We start from the raw sequence: 23,800 nt of genomic DNA on the forward strand, positions 1-23,800 counted from the left end.
TCATGTTACATATCATCAAAACCGTCTCTGCCTTAGAAGGTGCTGTGACACTGCTTAGTGAGCAAGACGACGTACTACTCATTGAAGATGCCGTGTACGCTGCAAACCCGCAGCATCAAGCTTTCCACTACGTTAAGAGCGCCGCTGTCTTCGCTCTAGAGAGCGATATTCAAGCCAGAGGTCTGGGGAATCGCATCAGTCCTTCCGTTACCGTAGTGACCTATACTGGCTTCGTTGAATTGACCGTAAAACAAGATAAATCCCTTACTTGGGATTGAACGTGAATTACTGTCGATAAAGGTTTACGGACTAATTACCCCAATTGAACAAAAAAGATTCGTATATTTCTTGACACACCTCTCACTGCTGCATAGAATTTTGCGTCCCTAAATGCCAATGGCAATTAGGGCTAGATTTTTCACAAAGCTTACTTTCAAGTAAATCAGGAGCTAGTTAATGGCAACTATTAACCAGTTGGTACGTAAGCCACGTGCAAAGCAAGTTGTTAAAAGCAACGTGCCTGCACTAGAAGCGTGCCCACAAAAACGTGGTGTATGTACTCGTGTTTACACTACTACACCTAAAAAACCTAACTCAGCACTTCGTAAAGTTTGTCGTGTTCGTCTGACAAACGGTTTCGAAGTTACTTCGTACATCGGCGGTGAAGGTCACAACCTTCAAGAGCACTCAGTTGTTCTAATCCGTGGTGGTCGTGTTAAAGACCTTCCAGGTGTGCGTTACCACACTGTTCGCGGCGCACTAGACTGTGCTGGCGTAAATGACCGTAAACAAGGTCGTTCTAAGTACGGTGTGAAGCGTCCTAAGTCTTAATGCGTCTTTTCTTATAAAGAAAGCGTTAAGTAAGGCCAAACACTTATTTTCAATTTAAATTTTTTGAAAAAACTGAAAAGTTTTGGATAAAACCTGAAGAAGACAACGGAGATAAATCCATGCCACGTCGTCGCGTCATTGGTCAGCGTAAGATCCTTCCAGATCCAAAATTCAAATCTGAATTGCTGGCAAAATTCGTTAACATCCTAATGGTTGACGGTAAAAAATCTACTGCAGAGAAAATCGTTTACACTGCACTAGATGCTATGGCTGAAAAGTCTGGTAAAGACCACTTAGCTATTTTTGAAGAAGCTCTTGAAAACGTACGCCCTGCGGTAGAAGTTAAATCTCGCCGTGTTGGTGGTTCAACTTACCAAGTACCTGTAGAAGTTCGTCCGGTTCGCCGTAACGCACTTGCTATGCGTTGGTTGGTTGAAGCTGCGCGCAAGCGTGGTGAAAAATCTATGGCTCAACGCCTAGCTGCTGAAATGCTAGACGCGTCTGAGAACAAAGGTACTGCGGTTAAGAAACGTGAAGACGTTCACCGCATGGCTGACGCAAACAAAGCGTTCGCTCATTACCGCTGGTAATACCTTTTCAGTGCTGCAAGGTTCCTTGCAGCACTTTTTTAGTTCCTATGCTTATGCTAGGAACTATTGCTATATCTAAGGGATAGCAATTTTAGCTATAGCAATAGTCCCTATCGCTAATAAGAGGATTCAATCGTGGCTCGCAAAACTCCTATCGAGCGCTACCGTAACATCGGTATCTGTGCTCACGTAGATGCAGGTAAAACAACCACTACTGAACGTATTCTGTTCTACACTGGTCTGTCTCATAAAATCGGTGAAGTTCACGATGGTGCAGCAACCATGGACTGGATGGAGCAGGAGCAGGAGCGTGGTATCACTATCACTTCAGCTGCGACTACGACATTCTGGCGTGGTATGGAAGCACAATTCCCAGAGCATCGCGTAAATATCATTGATACCCCTGGACACGTTGACTTTACTATCGAAGTAGAGCGTTCTCTTCGTGTACTTGATGGTGCTGTGGTTGTGTTCTGTGGCTCTTCTGGTGTTGAACCTCAGTCTGAAACTGTATGGCGTCAAGCGGACAAATACCACGTTCCACGTATGGTGTTTGTGAACAAGATGGACCGTGCAGGCGCAGACTTCCTACGCGTTGTGGACCAAATCAAAAATCGTCTTGGTGCGAACCCTGTTCCAATCCAGCTTAACGTTGGTGCGGAAGATGAGTTCAGAGGTGTCATCGACCTTATCAAGATGAAAATGATCAACTGGAATGAAGCCGATCAAGGCACTTCGTTTACTTACGAAGACATCCCAGCTGACATGATCGAGCTTGCTGAAGAGTGGCGCAACCATATGGTTGAATCTGCTGCAGAAGCTAGCGAAGAGCTGATGGACAAGTACCTTGAAGAAGGTGAGCTGACTGAAGCTGAGATCAAACAAGCATTACGTACTCGCACACTAAATAACGAAATCGTACTGGCCACTTGTGGTAGTGCGTTTAAGAACAAAGGTGTTCAAGCGGTGCTCGATGCAGTGATCGAATTCTTGCCATCACCAGTCGATGTTCCTGCTATTAAAGGTGTCGATGAAAGAGAAAATGAAGTTGAGCGTCACGCTGACGACAACGAACCGTTCTCTGCGCTAGCGTTTAAGATCGCGACTGACCCATTTGTGGGTACGCTTACTTTCATGCGTGTTTACTCTGGTGTAGTAAACTCAGGTGATGGTGTCTACAACTCTGTAAAAGAGAAGAAAGAGCGTTTTGGTCGTATCGTGCAGATGCATGCCAACAAGCGTGAAGAAGTTAAAGAAGTTCGCGCTGGTGATATCGCCGCTGCTATTGGTCTGAAAGACGTAACCACAGGTGACACTCTGTGTGACCAGAACCACAAAGTGATTCTGGAACGCATGGAATTCCCTGAGCCAGTTATTCAGATTGCTGTAGAACCTCGTTCTAAGGCAGACCAAGAAAAAATGGGTATCGCGCTGGGTAAACTGGCTGCGGAAGATCCATCATTCCGCGTGGAAACGGACGACGAAACAGGTCAGACTCTGATCTCTGGTATGGGTGAACTTCACCTGGATATCATCGTTGACCGTATGAAACGTGAATTCAGCGTTGACTGTAACGTTGGTAAACCTCAGGTTGCTTACCGTGAAACCATTCGTGGTAAAGCGGAAGTGGAAGGTAAGTTTGTTCGCCAATCAGGTGGTCGTGGTCAATACGGTCATGTCTGGATCAAACTTGAGCCTTCAGAACCTGGTGAAGGTTTCGTATTCGTAGACGAAATCGTGGGTGGTGTGGTTCCTAAGGAATTCATCAACTCGGTATCGAAAGGTATCGAAGAGCAAATGAATAGTGGTGTTCTAGCGGGTTACCCTGTACTAGATATTAAAGCTACACTATTTGATGGTTCTTACCATGATGTAGACTCAAGTGAGATGGCGTTTAAGATCGCTGGCTCAATGGCATTCAAGAAAGGTGCACTAGAAGCGCAGCCTGTGATTCTGGAACCAATGATGAATGTCGAAGTAACCACTCCGGAAGATTGGATGGGTGACGTTGTTGGTGACCTAAACCGTCGTCGCGGTATTATCGAAGGTATGGACGAAGGTGTGGCTGGTCTGAAGATCATCCGTGCTCAAGTGCCACTGTCTGAGATGTTTGGTTATGCAACTGACCTGCGTTCTGCAACTCAAGGCCGTGCGTCTTACTCTATGGAGTTTCACGAGTACGCTGAAGTGCCGAAAAACTTCGCAGATAAAATTATTGCAGAGCGTGGTTACTAATTGACGACTGAACGGCAAAAAGTTTACGACTTTTTGCCAGATCAAGCCGTCCAAATATTGCGCTAACGGGCGTTGGCGCATAAAATAACAATTTCTGGCGCGTCGTCGATCAATAATGATCGCGGCGAATCATAACTAGGAAGGAACACGATCGTGTCTAAAGAAAAATTTGAACGTACGAAACCGCACGTTAACGTTGGTACTATCGGCCACGTTGACCACGGTAAAACAACTCTAACTGCAGCTATCTGTACTACTCTTGCTAAAGTTTACGGCGGTGTAGCTAAAGACTTCGCATCTATCGATAACGCTCCAGAAGAGCGTGAGCGCGGTATCACAATCGCAACTTCTCACGTTGAGTACGACACTCCAACTCGTCACTACGCACACGTTGACTGTCCAGGACACGCGGACTACGTTAAAAACATGATCACTGGTGCTGCTCAGATGGACGGTGGTATCCTAGTTGTTGCTGCGACTGATGGCCCAATGCCTCAAACTCGTGAGCACATCCTACTAGGCCGTCAGGTTGGTATCCCATACATCATCGTATTCATGAACAAATGTGACATGGTTGACGATGAAGAGCTACTAGAACTAGTAGAAATGGAAGTTCGTGAACTTCTATCTGAGTACGATTTCCCAGGTGATGACCTACCAGTTATCCAAGGTTCTGCACTAGGCGCACTAAACGGCGAAGAGCAGTGGGAAGCGAAAATCGTTGAACTAGCTGAAGCGCTAGATTCATACATCCCAGAACCAGAGCGTGCAGTAGACCTACCGTTCCTAATGCCTATCGAAGACGTATTCTCGATCCAAGGCCGTGGTACTGTAGTAACTGGTCGTATCGAACGTGGTATCCTAAACGTAGGTGACGAAGTTGCTATCGTAGGTATCAAAGACACCATCACTACTACATGTACTGGTGTTGAAATGTTCCGTAAGCTTCTAGACGAAGGTCGTGCGGGTGAGAACGTTGGTGCACTTCTACGTGGTACTAAGCGTGACGAAGTAGAACGTGGTCAAGTACTAGCTAAGCCAGGTTCAATCACTCCACACACTAAATTCGAATCAGAAGTATACGTACTGTCTAAAGATGAAGGTGGTCGTCACACTCCATTCTTCAAAGGCTACCGTCCACAGTTCTACTTCCGTACAACTGACGTAACTGGTGACATCACGCTACCAGAAGGCGTAGAAATGGTAATGCCAGGCGACAACGTACAAATGACTGTTGAGCTAATCGCACCAATCGCAATGGACGAAGGTCTACGTTTCGCGATCCGTGAAGGTGGCCGTACAGTAGGTGCTGGTGTTGTTGCTAAGATCTTCGACTAATTCTTAACGAATTAAACGAAATCTCGCACGTTTCTTCATTTTGAAGAAAACGCAGCAGAAAAAGGGAGGCTTTGGCTTCCCTTTTTCATATCTGCTGTTTAATTCAGTTATAAGCAGAGAAAAAACGATCAAAATTTTTCTTTCCTTAAAACAGGGCCTTACGCTGCTATCCTTATCCTCATTTCGTCGCTTAGCTCTAAGTGATTGATCCTTTCTCATTCTTCGAAGATTTATATAACCAAATGTTCTGAAATGAGCATTCAATACGACTGGTAACAAGAACCATTCTTGTTTATATTGTTTTTTCGATGGTTATTATTTGTGGGTCTTAAGTATGTTTGTATGTCTTTGTCATGGTATTTCTGACAAGAAAATTAGGAAGTTGGCTGTTGATGAAGGCATAACGGATATCAGGGGGATAAAGCGATGTACAGCGCTGGGTAGCCAATGCGGTAAGTGCATCCGACAAGCCAAAGAGATTTTAGCGGAACACTACATAGAATTAAAACAAGCCAGCTGATCACACTAATACTTCGCTGAAAGCGCTGCGCCTTTTGACACCTTCTCATTTGCTTCTACATTTATATGAAGCCTAAAAAGAGGAGGGGCTAGTCAATGAAAGGCGATCCAATCATATTACAACATCTCAACAAAGTGCTCGGCAACGAGCTTGTCGCTATCAATCAGTATTTTCTTCATGCCCGTATGTACAAAGACTGGGGTTTAAAACACCTAGCTGATAAGGAATATCACGAGTCTATTGATGAAATGAACCACGCTGACCACCTGATTGAACGAATTCTGTTTTTAGAAGGTTTACCTAACCTGCAAGATCTCGGCAAGTTGATGATCGGTGAAGATACCAGAGAGATGCTCGAATGCGATCTTAAATTGGAAATGGCGGCGATTCCCGATCTAAAAGACGCGATCGCTTATGCAGAAGATATTCGAGACTACGTTTCACGTGATTTGTTTCAGGATATTCTCGAAGATGAAGAAGAACACGTCGATTGGCTTGAGACTCAGCTTGGTTTAATCGAGATGTCTGGTATCGAGAATTATCTACAAGCGCAGTATGTCGATGAGGAATAATCTCGACTATCTCAACGTTGTGTTTAAAATCTGACTGTTACAATAGTGCACCTGACTTAAAAGTTGGGTGCTTTTCCTGACTATCTGGTCTAATCTCTTTTAATATCGATTTTTTAAGGATATTGCTCGCAATCTTACCTATGAAGATTGACCTCTATCCATTAGAATTTATTCCCCCTTACCTAAAAATAAAAAGAGAAACGCCCTCATGTCTGAAGACAAAGCAGTAACTCCAGAAGAAGAACAACGCCAACGAGCTCTTGACTATCATGCATACCCAACCCCAGGGAAGATTGCAGTCGAGCTAACAACACCTGCAGAAACCGCCGGTGATCTTGCTTTGGCCTATAGCCCTGGTGTGGCTGAGCCTGTACGCGAAATCGCGCAAAACCCTGACAATGTTTATAAATATACCGCGAAAGGTAATATGGTTGCCGTTATTTCTAACGGTACCGCTATTCTAGGTTTGGGTAACTTAGGTCCACTTGCTTCTAAACCCGTTATGGAAGGTAAAGCACTCCTGTTTAAGCGCTTTGCTGGACTTGATTCCATTGATATCGAAGTAAAGCACCGCACGATCGACGAGTTCGTTAATACCGTAGCAAGCATTGCTGATACCTTTGGTGGTATTAACCTTGAAGATATTAAAGCGCCAGACTGTTTCGAAATTGAAAAGCGTCTTATCGAGCGTTGTGATGTACCTGTATTCCACGATGACCAACACGGTACTGCAATCGTAACGGCCGCTGGCATGCTGAACGCAATTGAACTGCAAGGTAAGAAGCTTGAAGACTCTACGATCGTGTGTCTTGGTGCCGGTGCGGCTGCAGTAGCGTGTATGGAACTACTGATCAAATGTGGCGCGATGCGTGAGAAGATTTACATGTTGGATCGTAAGGGCGTGATTCATACTCGCCGTGATGATCTTAACGAGTACAAAGAGTTATTCGCCAATAACACCGACAAGCGTACTTTAGAAGATGTGATTGAAGGTGCTGATCTGTTCCTTGGCGTATCAGGTCCAAACCTGCTTCCACCTGAAGCATTAAAATTGATGGCGGATAAGCCAATTGTTTTCGCATGTTCAAACCCAGATCCTGAAATTAAGCCAGAGCTTGCACATGAAGTTCGCGATGACTTAATTATGGGTACAGGCCGTAGTGATTACCCGAACCAGGTAAACAACGTACTGTGTTTCCCATTTATTTTCCGTGGTGCGCTTGATGTGCGCGCAAGCGAAATTAATGATGAAATGAAACTTGCGGCGGTTGACGCTATCCGTCAATTGGCGAAAGAGCCAGTACCAGAATCGGTACTGAAAGCGGCAGGTGTCGATAAGCTCGAGTTCGGCACTGACTACATTATTCCAAAGCCAATGGATGCGCGCTTATTACCTCGTGTTGCCAAAGCAGTGGCTCAAGCGGCGGTTGACTCTGGTGTTGCCCGTATTGAAATGCCAGAAAACTACATGGCAGAGTAAGGCTTACACAATTAATGATGTACAAAAAATGGGACGCGATGGCGTCCCATTTTTTTATGTCATTTTCTATTCTTGGAGCCTAAATAACCGTTTGGTGTATCCAGTGCGCTCCAAATTACTCTTCGTCAAACGACTCAAATTCAATGCCCATTTCGGTCATCAGAGCTTTTGCTTCAGTCGGAATATCGTCAGGGCGATCTTTACGAAGGTCTTCGTCCGTTGGAAGTGGCTGACCCGTATACGCATGTAGGAATGCTTCGCATAAGAGTTCGCTGTTGGTTGCGTGGCGTAAGTTGTTGATCTGACGACGAGTACGTTCATCAGTTAGCACTTTTAAAACTTTCAGCGGGATAGATACAGTGATTTTTTTTACTTGTTCGCTTTTCTTTCCGTGCTCAGCATAAGGGCTAATGTATTCGCCATTCCAGTCAGCCATTGCGTACCTTCATTTATGTAATAGGTTAAAAATAATATAGGAGCTGATTTTAGCTGCATTTACTGCCATAAGCAAAGACATATAGACGTCTAGAAGTGTTGACGTCTTAATTTTTGACGAGTAAAGTGACAGGAATAGTAAGGAGTGTGCAATTCATTGAATCTGACCATTTAGATATAGCGCATTCCCATTTAGAAGTCATCACCTGTGAAAGGATACACTCATGAGCATCCGTAAGCCTGCAACTATTGCCGTACGCACTGGTATTGAGTCTGACACTCAATACCATGCTGTCGTTCCACCAATCTACCTTTCGACGAACTACGGCTTTCCTGCATTTGGGGAAGTGCCTAAGTACGACTACACACGTTCTGGCAACCCAAACCGTGGATTATTAGAAAGTGCTTTGTCTGAGCTGGAATCTGGCAAAGGAGCTGTGATCACTAACTGTGGTACTTCTGCACTGAACTTATGGGTATCTGCTTTTATTGGTCCTGATGATGTTATTGTTGCTCCGAACGACTGTTATGGTGGTACTTACCGCCTGTTTAACACTCGTGCTAACAAAGGTGATTTCAAGGTGCTGTTTGTCGATCAAACTGACGAACAAGCGCTGGATGAGGCATTAGCGCAAAAGCCAAAACTGGTTCTGCTAGAAACCCCATCTAACCCTCTGGTTCGCGTGGTGGATATTGCTGCGGTCTGTGAAAAAGCGCAGCAAGTTGGCGCATTAGTTGCTGTAGACAATACCTTTTTGACACCGGTGTACCAGAAGCCTTTAGAACTAGGTGCTGACTTTGTTATTCACTCTACAACGAAATACATCAATGGCCACTCAGATGTGATTGGTGGTGTGATTATCGCTAAAACGGAAGGGCATGCAGAAGAGTTAGCCTGGTGGGGCAACTGTATTGGTGCTACAGGCACACCGTTTGATAGCTACATGACGCTAAGAGGACTTCGTACGTTAGGTGCGCGTATGCGAGTGCATGAAGAAAGCTCACAGCAAGTTCTGGCTTATTTGCAGAAGCAAGCTTTGGTGGCAAAAATTTATCATCCAAGTCTACCAGAGCATCCTGGTCACGAAATTGCTAAAAAACAACAGTCTGGTTTTGGCTCCATGTTGAGCTTTGAGTTTGCGGGCTCATTTGAGCAGCTGAAAGTTTTTGTTAAAGAGCTTCAGCTCTTCTCACTGGCTGAATCTCTAGGCGGGGTAGAAAGTTTAATTTGTCACCCAGCATCAATGACGCATCGTGCGATGGGTGAAGAAGCCTTGGCTGAAGCAGGTGTATCACAGCAATTACTGCGCCTTTCTGTCGGGCTGGAAGATGCGCAAGATCTGATTGCCGACCTAGAACAAGCTTTCACTAAATCTGCACAGCAATAGGAGTTAATAATGACTGTACAACGTCAGCTACACAAGTTTGGTGGTAGCAGCCTGGCAAACCCAGAGTGTTACTTACGTGTAGCGGGAATTCTCAAAGAATACTCGGCAGAAAATGACTTGGTGGTGGTCTCTGCGGCAGGCAAAACAACCAACCGCCTGATTGAGTTCCTTGAAGGTTTAGAAAAAGATGGTCGAATTGCGCACGAAGCTTTGCAGAGCTTGAGACAGTTTCAAATCAGTCTCATTGAAGAGTTATTAGAGGGAGAAGCTCAAGAGCAGCTACTTGCCTCCTTACAAGATGAATTCAGTACACTGGCAGAGCTGACCTCTCCACTGACCGAAGCGCAAAAGGCAGCAGTATTAGGCCACGGAGAAGTATGGTCTTCTCGATTGCTGGCTGCTTTACTGACGCAAAAGCAACTACCTGCTGTAGCACAAGACGCACGAGCATTCCTACGCGCAGAGGCGGGTACTCAACCAGAAGTTGATCGTGCTCGTTCATACCCGCTTATCAAAGAAGCGCTGGCCCAGCATAGTCACAAACGTGTGATCATTACTGGCTTCATGGCACAAAATGATAACGGCGAAACTGTTCTGCTTGGCCGCAACGGTTCAGACTATTCTGCGACGGTGATTGGTGCGCTTGCCGAAGTGAGCACAGTGACGATTTGGAGTGATGTGGCTGGTGTTTATAGTGCAGACCCTCGTTTGGTATCAGATGCATGCTTGTTACCACTATTAAGGCTGGATGAAGCGAGTGAGCTGGCTCGTTTAGCTGCACCTGTACTACACAGTCGTACACTACAGCCTGTGGCGCAAAGCACCATGGATCTGAGCCTGAAATGTAGTTACCTTCCTGAGTCTGGTTCGACTCGTATTGAGCGAGTTCTGGCTTCTGGCCGTGGGGCGAAAATCATCACTTCACTGGATGACGTGTTATTGGTTCAGCTTTCATTTGCACACGGGCATGACTTTGAAAAAACACAGAGCGATGTGCTTGAATCTTTAAAACGCGCTCAGTTAGAGCCGCTTGCTTTTGAAGCTCAGCCTGAGCAGCAAACATTACGACTGGCGTACACGGCAGAAATTGCTGGTGGTGCGCTTAACTATTTGCAGGAGTCTGATCTGGATGCACAAATTCATCTCACTGAAGGCTACTCTCTGATTGCTGCCGTAGGTGCGGGTGTAACAACCAATGCCAATCACTGTTTTGGCTTCCAGCAAAAGTTAAAACACGCCCCGGTAGAATTTATTTCTGAGACGGAATCTGGTTTAAGTCTGGTGGCAGTACTACGTGTCACTGATACCGAAGAATTGGTACAAACGGTTCACAGCCAGTTGTTTCAGGCACAAAAGCGCGTTGCTGTCGCATTATGCGGCAAAGGCAATATTGGTTCGAGCTGGCTCAATCTATTCGCTTCTCAAAAGAGTGAACTAGAGAAACGTCATGGCATGAGCTTCGACCTTGTTGCCGTGGTTGATAGTCAAAAGTATTGGTTTGATAGTCAGGGTATTGATGCATCTGGTGTTTCAGCACGTTTCAATGACGAAAGTATTGCAAACGATGGCTCTTGGTTACCGCGTCTTGGTGCTCTACAGGACTACGATGAGGCCGTCGTCCTTGATGTTACCGCCAGTCAGGAACTCGCCAAATGCTACGTTGAGATTGCTCAGCAGGGTATTCACCTGATCTCCGCGAACAAGGTAGCGGGATCGGCAGATAGTCAGTACTACCATCAGGTACAGGATGCATTTGCTAAAATTGGACGTCACTGGTTGTATAACGCCACAGTAGGGGCAGGATTACCAATCAACCATACGGTACGTGACCTTCGCGAGAGTGGCGATGAGATTATCGCACTATCTGGCATTTTCTCCGGAACGCTTTCATGGCTCTTCCAACAGTTTGATGGCTCAGTGCCATTCAGCGAGTTAGTGGATTTAGCCTGGCAGCAAGGATTAACAGAACCAGACCCTCGCTCTGACTTAGATGGCTCTGATGTGATGCGTAAGCTGGTTATTCTGGCGCGTGAATCTGGTCTGGATATCGAACCGGGAAGCGTAAAGGTAGAGTCGTTAGTTCCTGAAGAACTGCGCGCGCTGAGCTTAGATGAGTTCTTTGATAATGCCGCGCTGCTGAGTCAGACTCTGCAAGAGCGTTTGACTAAAGCGCAGAAAAACGATCAGGTACTGCGTTATGTTGCGCGTTTAGAAAAAGATGGCAAAGCGACTGTCGGTATTGAAGCCTTGTCCCGTGAGCATGCACTAGCGAACTTACTGCCGTGTGACAATATTTTTGCAATCGAGAGTAAGTGGTATAAAGACAATCCGCTTGTTATCCGTGGCCCAGGTGCTGGACGCGAAGTTACGGCGGGGGCTATTCAGTCCGATCTAAACCGTCTTGCCGGACTGTTTTAATCTGTTCTGAGTCTCTAAAAACCTCGGAATCCATCCGGGGTTTTTTATTCCTTTCTTGGTGCCATACTTAAATTCAGAATTGTTATTAGCCTAGTATTCCAATGGATAAACATTAGCCAATAATCAACTTGAACTATCCTCATCATTAACGTGAAAAAAATTCATAATCACAAGGTTGACATTAAATCGTATTCAATACATTCTGTAGACATATAGACGTCTAAACGTCGATTTGAGAATTTGATTTCGTGGCGGGTTGCCACAGGGAGAGTAAGATGGGTTACACGCACGCAGGCCATATCGATGCCTTAAACCAGAATATCGCTGAATTGTCAGACAATATTAATGTTTCGTTTGAGTTTTTTCCGCCAAGTAATGAAAAAATGGAAGAGACGCTATGGAACTCTGTGCACCGTCTAAAAGCGCTTAAGCCTAAGTTTGTTTCTGTTACTTATGGAGCTAACTCTGGTGAGCGTGACAGAACTCATTCCATCATTAAAGAAATCAAATCAGAAACAGGCTTAGTGGCAGCACCGCACCTGACTTGTATCGATGCAACTCGTGAAGAGTTGATTGATATTGCGGATGACTACTGGAACAACGGAATCGAAAATATCGTCGCACTGCGTGGTGATATTCCACCAGGTGGCGGCGCACCTGATATGTACGCATCTGATTTGGTTGAGTTACTGAAATCTCGTCATGATTTCGATATCTCAGTGGCGGCTTTCCCAGAAGTGCACCCAGAAGCCAAAAGTGCACAGGCTGATCTGCTGAACCTCAAGCGTAAGGTGGATGCGGGTGCGAACCGAGCGATTACTCAGTTCTTTTTCGATGTGGAGTCTTACCTGCGTTTTCGTGATCGCTGTGTTGTAGCAGGCATCGACGTAGAAATCGTACCGGGTATTTTGCCAGTCTCTAACTTTAAACAGGCGTCTCGTTTTGCTGCGCAGAATAACGTAAAAGTGCCAGGCTGGATGAGAAAACAATTTGAAGGTTTGGATGATGATCCAGTTACTCGTCAATTAGTGGGTGCTAGTCAGGCAATTGATATGGTGCGGGTACTGAGCCGCGAAGGTGTGAAAGATTTCCACTTCTACACACTCAACCGAGCTGAGATGACTTACGCGCTGTGCCACACATTAGGTGTGCGCCCTCAGGTTGCAGTCTAATTGTTGATAGATATAAGAAAGGCTTGCCATCGGCAAGCCTTTTTATTTTAAGTCATGGGCTGTTTGTTATGGACTAGCCGATAACTTCAAGCTCAGTTAGCACTTCTTCTGCCCACGTAATCCATGTTTCGCGCAGCAGTAGATTACGGCGTAGTGTCAGGCGCTCCAGACGTGCTTGTTTATCCAGAGTAGACGGCGTCGCGTAGTAAGCAGCTTCAATTTCTTTGTAGTGAGAAACCAGTTTACGTGACTCTTCAACCAGTTCAGACAGTTGCTCACGGAAAGGTGCTGCAGGTTGCACTGCACAAGCCATCAGCTTCGCTGAGAACTCGTCACGTACGGTTGGGTGTGCCGTTGGCTGATCAAACCATTCACCTAGTGCACTACGGCCCGCGTCTGTAATGGAGTAAACTTTACGGTCTGGTTTTCCTTCTTGAGGCTCTAATACGCAAGTAACCAGCTCTTTCTCAGCCATTTTATTAAGCTCTCGGTAAACTTGCTGGTGGCTTGCTTTCCAGAAGTAACCAATGCTCGCTGAGAATTCTTTTGTGATATCGTAACCGGTTGCATCGCGGGTGCTAAGCACAGTTAAGATTACGTGTGGTAATGACATGTCTTCAATCCAAATGGTCAATAAACTTGTAAACAAGCTACTTATACTTTCAGCTGCGCTCTTAATGGCACTTGAGTTTTTTATGTATAAGTAGCACCAACAAATGTTGGTCCTGTCACCTTAAAGCCGTTTATCACCTAGAAAGATGGGGAGAACCCATCGAGACTGGAGCTAATATGATTGGATTTATGCGCTCTCAGTAGGCGAGTAGTATATAAATAATAAGCATGAAGTGGAATACTAGGAAAGAATAACACCAAAAAACTAATATAATACTCAGTAATGTATTTATGTAGTTATTTATTCTGATTACTTGGTTGTTTTTGGCTTTTATTTGGGGTATTTATCTGGTTAATTGCTGTTCAAATGGATTGATATAAGAAAGGCCGAGCGATTGCTCAGCCTTTTATATCATATTTTGTTACTTTCAACAGGTTAATTTAGCCTGTGTTACGCATGCCTGCCGCGATACCCGCAATAGTCACCATCAGTGCTTCTTCAAGTTCTGCTGAAGCTTCCTCATTTTGACGCGTACGATACAGTAACTCTGCTTGAAGCATGTTCAATGGCTCGACGTAGATGTTACGTAGGCGGATGGACTCTAGACCCCATGGGTCATGTTGCATCAAGTTTTCGTTGTTTTCTACATTCAGCACCGCTTTGATGTCTTTCTGCAGTTGCTCACGTAATCTTTCGCCTAATGGACGAAGTGATTCATCAACCAAGCGCAGGTCGTAGTAGCGAGAGATATCGATGTTACATTTTGAGTAGACCATTTCTAACATGCCAAGGCGTGTTGAGAAGAATGGCCACTCACGACACATTTCTTCCAGTAGCGCTTGGTGACCTTTGTCTACCGAGTACTGAATCGCTTCACCTGCCCCCAACCATGCTGGTAGTACCAAGCGGTTTTGGCTCCATGAGAAGATCCATGGAATGGCACGTAGACTCTCAACGCCACCTTTCGGGTTACGCTTAGCAGGGCGCGAGCCCAGAGGTAGTTTGCCTAGCTCGAGTTCAGGTGTTGCCTGGCGGAAGTAAGGTACAAAATCTGGTTCGCCGCGAACAACGCTACGGTACGCCTCACAGCTTACCTGAGACAGTACTTCCATGAGATCGCGCCACTCTTGTTTTGGCTCTGGTGGCGGTAGCAGGTTCGCTTCCAGAATGGCACTGGCGTATAGGTTGAAGCTGTTTACAGCAACGTCAGGAAGACCTAGCTTAAAGCGAATCATCTCACCCTGCTCGGTCACACGTAGACCACCTTTAAGGCTCTTTGGTGGCTGAGACAATAGAGCTGCATGTGCAGGTGCACCACCACGACCAACGGTACCACCGCGACCGTGGAACAATGTCAGTTCAACGCCTTCCTCTTCAGTTACTTTAACTAAAGATTCCATCGCATGGTATTGAGCCCAGCCTGCAGACATAACACCGGCATCTTTTGCTGAGTCAGAGTAGCCGATCATGACCATTTGGTGGTTTTGGATAAAGCCACGGTACAGATCGATGTCCATCAACTGTTTGATGACCGATTCTGCGTTGTTCAAGTCTTCCAGAGTTTCGAACAGAGGACAAACATCCATGCGGTATGGGCAGCCAGATTCTTGCAGCAGTAAGTGAACAGCAAGAACGTCTGATGCGGTACGTGCCATAGAGATCACGTAAGCACCGAACGCTTCACGAGATTGTGCAGCAATGATTTTACAGGTGTCCAAAACCTCTTGAACCGGTTCAGATGGTTCCCAGTCACGAGGTAGAAGCGGACGTTTAGAAGCCAGTTCATTGGTCAGGAAAGCAATTTTGTCTTGCTCGCTCCATTGCTGGTAGTCGCCAATGCCAAGGTGGCGGGTCAACTCAGAAAGTGCATCGGCGTGACGAGTACTTTCCTGACGGATATCCAGACGAACTAGGTGAACACCAAACGCTTTTACTCGACGTAGGGTATCCAGCAAAGAACCATCTGCGATAACGCCCATGCCACACTCGTGTAGCGACTGGTAACACGCGTACAGTGGATCCCAAAGCTGTTCTACTTTTTGTAGTGGTGCTTTGATGGCCAGCTTCTGACCATTGATCTTCGCATCAAGAATATCTTTGGTTTCACTAAGCAGAGAGCGAAGCTGTTTGAGGAGAGCACGGTATGGTTCGTGTTGATCATCTCCAGCCATTTCACGAACTTGATCATTACTTACTGTCATCGACAGTTCGCTGATCAATTCATTGATGTCATTCAGGTAAAGATCCGCCGCTTTCCAGCGAGACAGAAGCAGAACCTCACGCGTGATGCTATGAGTAACAAATGGGTTACCGTCACGGTCACCGCCCATCCAAGAGGAGAAATGCACCGGACGTGCGTCGATTGGTAAACCTTCGCCAAGATAAGATTCCAGACGATCGTTCATCTCGCGTAAAAACTCAGGGACCGCTTCCCACAGTGAGTTTTCTACTACCGCAAAGCCCCATTTCGCTTCATCAAGCGGCGTTGGGCGTTGTTGGCGGATTACGTCTGAGTGCCAGCTTTGTGCAATCAGCTGCTCCAGGCGACGTTCAGTTTTCTTGCGCTCTTTCGATGAAAGGTCGCTTAACTCTAGCTTTGATAAACACTCGTTGATTTTCACCAGCTTATTAATCATGGTGCGGCGAGTGATTTCAGTTGGGTGAGCTGTCAGTACCAGTTCAATATTCAGATCACGTACAGCCTGAGCGGTATCAAGCTTGCTAACATCGTTTTGTACCAGCTTAGAAAATAGCGAATTGATCGCGTCTGGTTCACAGATATGCTCGTCACAGTGACGTGAAATCGTATGGTATTGCTCAGCAATATTCGTGAGGTTTAGAAATTGGTTAAACGCACGGGTTACTGGGGTCAGTTGCTCATCAGGAAGGTGTTTAATTTCTTCGATCAAGCTTTCTTTGTCTGCTTGATTTCCTGCTTGGGCTGATTTGGATAATTTACGAATGGTTTCCACTTTCTCGAAGATCTCTTCGCCATGGGCATCGTGAATGGTATTACCCAGTAAGTGGCCTAACATGCGCACATTGCTTTTGAGTGCGGCGTATTTCTCGTTCATTGTCGTCCTGCCTCGTAAAAAAACTACATCCATTGTTCTTATTAAGACACCAATCTAGCGAAAAGGACCAGTTATAGTCAAATAAAGCCGACTATGTTTGTAATTATTCCGCTTCTCTCCTGATTTAGAGCAAAGTTGCAGTGCCCACGGCACAATAAATGAAAATTAATTACAAAATAACAAGTTAAGTAAGTGTTGATCGTGAGTTAAGTGTTAAGAAAAAAGAACAACCTGTACTGCTCATCGGAGCTGTACAGGTCAAATGTCTTTTTACTTTTCTAACAACAGTATCTGACCATGGCTTTAGACAGTACATCAATGGTCGGGTCAATAAAATCAAAAGCCAGAAACTCGTCCGGTTGATGGGCTTGATCGATAGACCCTGGACCAAGCACCAAGGTTGGACACAACTCTTGTAGAAATGGCGCTTCTGTACAGTAGTTTACCGTTTGAGCACTGGTTTCACACAACTCTTCTACACCACCAATGAATGGGTGATCATGCGGGCATTCGTAACCTGGAATGGATTCGTGCAGAGGGATTATCTCAATACGTCCTGGCCATTTGGCTTCCACTTCTTTTAATGCACCACGCAACATGTTCTCTAGCCCATCTAAGCTAATGCCAGGTAATGGGCGAACGTCGTAATGCAATTCACAGCAGCCACAAATGCGGTTTGCGCTGTCTCCACCGTGAATATGGCCGAGGTTCAATGTTGGGCTAGGGATGGCAAATCCAGGATGGTGGTACTCTTTAATTAACTTATCACGCAACTGCATCATGGCAAACATCACTTCATGCATGATCTCAATCGCGTTGACACCAAGTGCCGGATCTGATGAGTGACCAGATTTACCCGTGACTCGAATGGCGTTAGCAACGTGGCCTTTGTGGCCGCGAATTGGAACCAGGCTGGTTGGTTCGCCAATAATGCAGTAGTCCGGTTTGAAAGGCGCATTAGCGGTAAAGTGTCTGGCGCCCAACATTGTGGTTTCTTCATCACAGGTCGCGAGTACATAAAGCGGCTTCTTCTGTTTACTCCAGTCGACTTTCTTAACGGCCTCATAAATGAAAGCAAAGAAGCCCTTCATATCTGCTGTACCGAGACCGTAAAAGCGATTGTCTTTTTCAGTCAGTTTATGTGGGTCAAAGTTCCAGCGCCCTTCATCAAATGGCACTGTGTCGCTGTGACCGGCTAAGAGAAGACCACCTTCGCCTTCGCCCATACGTGCGATCATATTGTGTTTGCCTGGTTCGACTTCGACCACCTCAACACTGAACCCAAGATCTTTGAACCAGGATGCGAGTTTCTCAATAACTTTCGCATTGCCTTGGTCCCATTTTGGGTCGGTGGAGCTGATTGAAGAGGTACTGATGAGTCCTTCATAGACCTCTAGAAACGTTGGTAATTGCATGGATTCTTCAAATCTCCTATTGACAGACAGAGCACAAAACTGTAAAACACATATTAAATCATATTTAATGAATAAAAAATCAAAATATAGCAAAAATTAAATATGAATAGTCACTTGAGCCTTTAAGTTTACGGATGTTATAGAATGCTAAAAACGACGATTATCGGAGCCAGCGGTTACACCGGCGCAGAGTTAGCTTTAATGGTTAACAAACACCCAGAACTCACGCTATCAGGTTTATACGTTTCCGCCAACAGTGTAGACGCAGGAAAAAGTATTGCCCAGCTTCACGGCAAGTTAGCTGGCGTTATCGATATGCCAGTGAATCCGTTAACCGATCCAAAACAAGTGGCTGAAGAATCTGATGTGGTGTTTTTAGCAACAGCACATGAAGTCAGCCATGATCTCGCCCCAATTTTCCTTGAAGCCGGATGTCAGGTATTCGATTTATCGGGTGCCTTCCGTGTTCAGAGTGAAGGCTTTTACGACACTTTCTATGGTTTCAAGCATCAATTTAACAACTGGCTAGAACAAGCGGTGTACGGCTTAGCGGAGTGGAACTTCGAAGCAATTAAAAACACTCCTTTGGTTGCGGTAGCTGGCTGCTACCCAACAGCATCGCAATTGGCAATTAAGCCCCTTCTTGAAGGCGGTTTAGTAGATACTCAACAGTGGCCAGTGATTAACGCGACGAGCGGTGTATCTGGTGCGGGCAGAAAAGCCTCAATGACCAACAGCTTCTGCGAAGTGAGCTTGCAACCCTATGGAGTATTTAGCCATCGTCACCAACCAGAAATCGCGCAACACTTGGGCTGCGATGTGATTTTCACTCCTCACCTTGGCAACTTTAAGCGCGGTATTCTTGCCACGATCACAATGAAGTTGTCTGCAGGTGTGACTGCCGAACAAGTGACCCAGGCGTTCGAACAAGCTTATCAAGGCAAGCCTGCTGTTCGTCTTAAAGGCGATGGTATTCCACGTATTCAGGATGTTGAAAATACGCCTTTCTGCGATATCGGCTGGAAGGTGCAGGGCGAACACGTCATCGTGATGTCTGCCATCGACAACCTACTCAAAGGTGCATCAAGTCAAGCGATGCAATGTTTAAATATTCATTACGGTTACCCAGAACTGACAGCGTTGCTGTAGTCGTTGATAGAGGGAAAAGCAATGACGCAAACCAATCAAGCGCCATTAGTCATTAAGCTAGGCGGTGCAGCTTTATCTTGCAAGAAGACCTTGAGCCAACTTTTTGGTGCCATCGCGGCCTACCAGAGTTCGGCACAACGACAAATCGCCATCGTTCATGGCGGTGGCTACTTGGTCGATGAGTTAATGAGCAAGTTGCAGCTCGAAACCGTAAAGAAGCACGGATTACGCGTGACGCCATACGATCAAATTCCAGTTATTGCCGGAGCACTAGCGGGTACAGCAAACAAGCTGCTACAAGGGCAGGCTATTGCCGATGGTCTGAATGCTGTGGGTCTGAGCTTAGCGGATGGCGGTTTATGTCAGGTTGAAGAACTCGATCCAGAATTGGGCGCGGTAGGTAAAGCCTCTCCGGGTGATTCAACACTTGTCCAAGCGATCTTAAACACCGGCGCACTGCCAATCATCAGTTCAATTGGCCTGACAAAAGAAGGTCAACTGATGAACGTCAATGCAGATCAAGCGGCAGTCGCGGTTGCTGGTGCACTGGATGCGGAGTTGGTTCTTCTTTCTGATGTAAGTGGTGTTTTGGATGGCAAAGGTCACTTGATCAAAAGCTTGTCTGAAAAAGAAGCCGATGCATTGATCGATGGTCATGTGATCACTGACGGCATGATCGTTAAAGTTAAAGCCGCTTTGGAGGCTGCCAATGATCTTGGTCGTCCTATCGAAGTCGCAACCTGGCGCTACCCAGAGAAGCTGGAGCAGCTATTTGCTGGTCAGAGCATTGGTACGCAATTTCTGCCTCAATAACGTTGCAGTAAAGAATTTAAAGAATGAAACATTAGGAAGTAGTTGGCACTGACCGCCGAGAGCAGAGCCAGTTAAATTTGGAGAAAAAAATGAGCAAAGTGAACGTAAATAAAGTAGTAGTCGCATACTCAGGCGGTCTAGATACTTCAGTAATCATCCCGTGGCTAAAAGAGAACTACAACTGTGAAGTTGTGGCGTTTGTCGCTGATGTTGGCCAAGGCGCAGAAGAACTAGAAGGCATTGAAGAGAAAGCGAAAGCATCAGGTGCATCTGAGTGTTACATCGCTGACCTGAAAGAAGAAATGGTAGCAGAGTATGTCTACCCAACGCTAAAAACAGGCGCTTACTACGAAGGTAAATACCTGCTAGGTACTTCAATGGCGCGTCCAATCATCGCGAAAGCGCAGGTTGAAGTCGCGCGTAAAGTTGGCGCTGACGCACTGTGTCACGGTTGTACTGGTAAAGGTAACGACCAGGTTCGTTTTGAAGGTGCGTTTGCAGCGCTAGCACCGGATCTGCATGTTATCGCGCCTTGGCGTGAATGGGATCTAGTAAGCCGTGAGCAATGTCTGGATTACCTGGCTGAGCGTAACATTCCTTGTTCAGCATCTCTGACTAAGATTTACTCTCGTGACGCAAACGCATGGCACATCTCAACCGAAGGTGGCGTACTGGAAGACACTTGGAATGCGCCAAACGAAGATTGCTGGGTATGGACCGTTGATCCAGAGCAAGCGCCAAACGAAGCTGAATACGTGACGCTAAAAGTTGAGAAAGGTGCAGTCGTAGCGGTAGATGGCGAAGCAATGACGCCATACAATGCGCTAGTTTACCTAAACGAGAAAGGTGCGAAGCACGGTGTTGGTCGTATCGATATCGTAGAGAACCGTTTGGTGGGTATGAAGTCTCGTGGTTGTTACGAAACTCCGGGAGGCACCATCATGATGGAAGCACTGCGTGCCGTTGAGCAACTAGTGCTAGACAAATCATCATTCGAATTCCGTGAAGAGCTAGGTCTTAAAGCTTCTCACCTTGTGTACGATGGTCGTTGGTTCACGCCGCTATGTAAATCAATCCTAGCGGCTTCAGAAGAGCTTGCTCAAGATGTGAATGGCGAAGTAGTTGTTAAGCTATACAAAGGTCAGGCAACGGTGACTCAAAAACGTTCTGACAACAGCCTGTACTCAGAAGAGTTCGCAACCTTCGGCGAAGACGAGGTTTACGACCAAAGCCATGCTGGTGGTTTCATCCGTCTTTACTCACTATCAAGCCGTATCCGCGCTCTGAACAGCCAGAAGAAATAACAATTTTTCATCTCAGATTAAAAAGACCTGCCATTGATTGGCAGGTCTTTTTGTTTCTAACGAGTTTTTATGTGTATGAAACTAAATTATCGTGAATAGATATGTAAAAATATTGAATTTATACTTTATTTTTTCTCTAAATTGCCGTAACGTTGGCCTATAACAAAAAGTGAGCGAATGACGATCAATTTAGTCATCACTAATTTGAGCATATTAGAGTAAGCAATAGTCATCAGGAGATACGCAATGGCATTATGGGGCGGAAGATTTACCCAAGCAGCAGATACCAGATTCAAAGATTTCAACGATTCGTTGCGTTTCGACTACCGATTGGCTGAGCAAGATATCGTAGGCTCAATTGCATGGTCTAAGGCACTGCTGTCTGTCGATGTGCTATCGGCAGAAGAACAGCAGAAGCTTGAACTCGCTTTAAACGAACTGAAGCTTGAAGTCATGGAAGACCCGCATCAGATCCTCGGCTCTGATGCAGAAGACATCCACTCTTGGGTTGAGCAGCAACTTATCGGTAAAGTGGGTGACTTAGGTAAAAAACTTCATACTGGCCGTTCACGTAACGATCAGGTCGCTACCGACCTTAAGCTGTGGTGTCGTCAGCAAGGTCAGCAATTATTGATTGCTTTAGATCGTCTGCAGTCGCAAATGGTTCACGTGGCTAAGCAACACCAAGGCACGGTACTGCCAGGTTATACTCACCTTCAGCGTGCACAGCCTGTGACCTTCGCGCACTGGTGCCTGGCTTACGTTGAAATGTTCGAACGTGACCACTCTCGTTTGAGTGACGCCCTGCAGCGTTTAGACACCTGTCCACTGGGTTCTGGTGCACTAGCGGGTACAGCTTACCCAATTAATCGTGAGCAGCTGGCGCACAATCTTGGTTTCCACCGTGCGACGCGTAACTCGCTGGATTCGGTATCGGACCGCGACCATGTGATGGAACTGATGTCAGTAGCTTCTATCTCGATGCTGCACCTTTCTCGTCTGGCTGAAGATATGATTTTCTACAACTCAGGTGAGTCTAACTTCATCGAGTTGGCTGATACGGTGACTTCTGGCTCATCATTGATGCCACAGAAGAAAAACCCAGATGCACTTGAGTTAATCCGTGGCAAAACTGGCCGTGTTTACGGCGCACTTTCTGCGATGATGATGACCGTTAAAGCGCTGCCTCTGGCTTACAACAAAGACATGCAGGAAGACAAAGAAGGTTTGTTCGACGCATTAGATACCTGGAACGATTGCATGGAAATGGCAGCGTTGTGTTTCGATGGTATCAAAGTCAATGGTGAAAGAACGCTGGAAGCGGCAAAGCAGGGTTATGCGAATGCGACTGAGCTGGCTGATTACCTTGTTGCGAAAGGCATTCCATTCCGTGAAGCTCACCATATTGTTGGTGTAGCCGTAGTCGGCGCGATTGAGAAAGGCTGCGCGCTTGAAGAGCTGTCTTTAGAAGAGCTGAAAGTATTCTCTGACGTTATTGAAGACGATGTGTATGAGATTCTTACTATCGAGTCTTGTCTTGAAAAACGTTGTGCGCTTGGCGGTGTGTCACCACAGCAAGTGGCTTATGCGGTTGATCAGGCAGACAAACGTTTAATTCAGCGTGATAATGCGGCAGTTAAAGTACGTCCTGCGCGTCTGACTGACATCGAGACGCTAGAAGGTATGGTCGCTTACTGGGCTAACCTGGGTGAAAACCTGCCACGCTCTCGTAATGAATTGGTGCGCGATATTGGCTCATTTGCGGTCGCAGAGCATCATGGTGAAGTCACTGGTTGCGCTTCATTGTACGTCTATGACTCTGGGTTAGCCGAGGTTCGCTCGCTAGGAATTGAAGCAGGTTGGCAGGGCCAAGGGCAGGGCAGTGCGATTGTGAACTACCTGGTGGAAAAAGCCCGTCAAATGGCGATCAAAAAAGTCTTTGTGTTAACCAGAACACCTGAGTTCTTTATGAAACAGAACTTTGTACCGACTTCGAAATCTCTATTACCGGAGAAAGTACTGAAAGACTGTGACCAGTGCCCTCGTCAACATGCGTGTGATGAAGTCGCGCTGGAGATCAATTTGGTCGAGCAGTTGATCCAGAAAAGTTATGTAGCATAAGTGGTCGATCGTTTTAGCATTCAATAACATAACTGAGTGGCGATATCGTTACATAAGTATTTGCTAAAAAAATCGTAAAAAGATGGAACCTTTAAGAGGAAGCCGGGTCTATTAAAGTACCACTGCTTTTTCTTAGAAGAATCTAAGAGAGCCCCAGAATCGATATTGATTTTGGGGCTTTTTTCTATCTGTAATTTGAGTGGCGCCGGACTTTATTCTGTTTGTCACGTCGACGTTGCCGCGGCAAAATGACAAAGCGCACTATTGCTGTTTACGGCGTTTACGTTAGCGACTTAAATACACCTGCAAAATTATGTTTGATTAAACCTTGA

Annotated in this window: 19 protein-coding genes; 15 read left to right on the forward strand and 4 right to left on the reverse strand. The window is 46.0% G+C overall.

From position 1 onward, the window contains the following. The first annotated feature begins 2 nt into the window (after window positions 1-2). From tusB to OO774_RS01465, 8 genes are all read left to right on the forward strand, one after another. A complete protein-coding gene (gene tusB / locus OO774_RS01430) occupies window positions 3-278 on the forward strand; it encodes a sulfurtransferase complex subunit TusB (protein ID WP_264904100.1) in 276 nt (91 codons plus the stop codon). 178 nt (window positions 279-456) lie between these two features. Continuing rightward, window positions 457-831 carry a 30S ribosomal protein S12 gene (gene rpsL / locus OO774_RS01435; RefSeq protein WP_004399892.1) on the forward strand — a complete coding sequence of 125 codons (375 nt, stop codon included), beginning with the start codon at window positions 457-459 and terminating at the stop codon, window positions 829-831. A gap of 119 nt (window positions 832-950) precedes the next feature. Further along, window positions 951-1,421 carry a 30S ribosomal protein S7 gene (gene rpsG, locus OO774_RS01440; RefSeq protein WP_005382796.1) on the forward strand — a complete coding sequence of 157 codons (471 nt, stop codon included), beginning with the start codon at window positions 951-953 and terminating at the stop codon, window positions 1,419-1,421. A 135-nt stretch (window positions 1,422-1,556) separates the two neighbouring features. Next, entirely contained in the window at window positions 1,557-3,656 is a 2,100-nt protein-coding gene (gene fusA / locus OO774_RS01445) for an elongation factor G (protein WP_264904101.1), read from the forward strand. A gap of 153 nt (window positions 3,657-3,809) precedes the next feature. Continuing rightward, on the forward strand, window positions 3,810-4,994 hold the full coding sequence (gene tuf, locus OO774_RS01450; RefSeq protein WP_264903785.1) for an elongation factor Tu: 1,185 nt from the start codon (window positions 3,810-3,812) through the stop codon (window positions 4,992-4,994). Between the two features lie 334 nt (window positions 4,995-5,328). After that, a complete protein-coding gene (locus OO774_RS01455) occupies window positions 5,329-5,514 on the forward strand; it encodes a bacterioferritin-associated ferredoxin (protein ID WP_264904102.1) in 186 nt (61 codons plus the stop codon). Window positions 5,515-5,609: 95 nt separating this feature from the next. After that, window positions 5,610-6,086, forward strand: coding sequence for a bacterioferritin (gene bfr, locus OO774_RS01460; RefSeq protein ID WP_264904103.1), 477 nt, complete (start codon window positions 5,610-5,612; stop codon window positions 6,084-6,086). Between the two features lie 208 nt (window positions 6,087-6,294). Continuing rightward, window positions 6,295-7,566 (forward strand): malic enzyme-like NAD(P)-binding protein, encoded by a 1,272-nt coding sequence (locus tag OO774_RS01465; RefSeq protein ID WP_264904104.1) that lies wholly within the window; start codon window positions 6,295-6,297, stop codon window positions 7,564-7,566. A gap of 115 nt (window positions 7,567-7,681) precedes the next feature. On the opposite strand, the gene metJ is transcribed toward OO774_RS01465, so the two are convergent. Then, entirely contained in the window at window positions 7,682-8,002 is a 321-nt protein-coding gene (gene metJ, locus OO774_RS01470; RefSeq protein WP_014233166.1) for a met regulon transcriptional regulator MetJ, read from the reverse strand. A gap of 223 nt (window positions 8,003-8,225) precedes the next feature. Here metJ and OO774_RS01475 point away from each other — a divergent pair, with 223 nt between their 5' ends. The 3 genes from OO774_RS01475 (at window position 8,226) to metF (ending at window position 12,979) form a co-directional block, all read left to right on the forward strand. Then, a complete protein-coding gene (locus OO774_RS01475) occupies window positions 8,226-9,389 on the forward strand; it encodes an O-succinylhomoserine (thiol)-lyase (protein WP_264904106.1) in 1,164 nt (387 codons plus the stop codon). A gap of 9 nt (window positions 9,390-9,398) precedes the next feature. Then, a complete protein-coding gene (locus OO774_RS01480) occupies window positions 9,399-11,807 on the forward strand; it encodes a bifunctional aspartate kinase/homoserine dehydrogenase II (RefSeq protein ID WP_264904107.1) in 2,409 nt (802 codons plus the stop codon). 275 nt (window positions 11,808-12,082) lie between these two features. After that, window positions 12,083-12,979, forward strand: coding sequence for a methylenetetrahydrofolate reductase (gene metF / locus OO774_RS01485; RefSeq protein WP_264904108.1), 897 nt, complete (start codon window positions 12,083-12,085; stop codon window positions 12,977-12,979). Between the two features lie 73 nt (window positions 12,980-13,052). Here metF and OO774_RS01490 read toward each other — a convergent pair whose 3' ends face one another. From OO774_RS01490 to argE, 3 genes are all read right to left on the reverse strand, one after another. Next, window positions 13,053-13,592 carry a PadR family transcriptional regulator gene (locus tag OO774_RS01490; RefSeq protein WP_182011520.1) on the reverse strand — a complete coding sequence of 180 codons (540 nt, stop codon included), beginning with the start codon at window positions 13,590-13,592 and terminating at the stop codon, window positions 13,053-13,055. Window positions 13,593-14,032: 440 nt separating this feature from the next. After that, entirely contained in the window at window positions 14,033-16,666 is a 2,634-nt protein-coding gene (gene ppc / locus OO774_RS01495; RefSeq protein WP_264904109.1) for a phosphoenolpyruvate carboxylase, read from the reverse strand. 278 nt (window positions 16,667-16,944) lie between these two features. Then, complete coding sequence (gene argE / locus OO774_RS01500; RefSeq protein WP_264904110.1) at window positions 16,945-18,081, reverse strand: acetylornithine deacetylase; 1,137 nt, start codon at window positions 18,079-18,081, stop codon at window positions 16,945-16,947. Window positions 18,082-18,225: 144 nt separating this feature from the next. Between argE and argC the strand changes: the two genes are divergently transcribed. From argC to argH, 4 genes are all read left to right on the forward strand, one after another. Next, complete coding sequence (argC, locus tag OO774_RS01505; protein ID WP_264904111.1) at window positions 18,226-19,230, forward strand: N-acetyl-gamma-glutamyl-phosphate reductase; 1,005 nt, start codon at window positions 18,226-18,228, stop codon at window positions 19,228-19,230. 21 nt (window positions 19,231-19,251) lie between these two features. Then, window positions 19,252-20,043, forward strand: coding sequence for an acetylglutamate kinase (gene argB, locus OO774_RS01510; protein WP_264904112.1), 792 nt, complete (start codon window positions 19,252-19,254; stop codon window positions 20,041-20,043). An 89-nt stretch (window positions 20,044-20,132) separates the two neighbouring features. After that, entirely contained in the window at window positions 20,133-21,347 is a 1,215-nt protein-coding gene (locus OO774_RS01515; RefSeq protein WP_264904113.1) for an argininosuccinate synthase, read from the forward strand. Window positions 21,348-21,593: 246 nt separating this feature from the next. Next, the gene (gene argH, locus OO774_RS01520; RefSeq protein ID WP_264904114.1) at window positions 21,594-23,468 is read left to right on the forward strand and encodes an argininosuccinate lyase; all 1,875 of its coding nucleotides are present in this window, start codon (window positions 21,594-21,596) and stop codon (window positions 23,466-23,468) included. Window positions 23,469-23,800 lie beyond the last annotated feature (332 nt).

Origin of the sequence: Vibrio sp. STUT-A11, from assembly GCF_026000435.1 — a bacterium.
Taxonomy (GTDB): domain Bacteria; phylum Pseudomonadota; class Gammaproteobacteria; order Enterobacterales; family Vibrionaceae; genus Vibrio.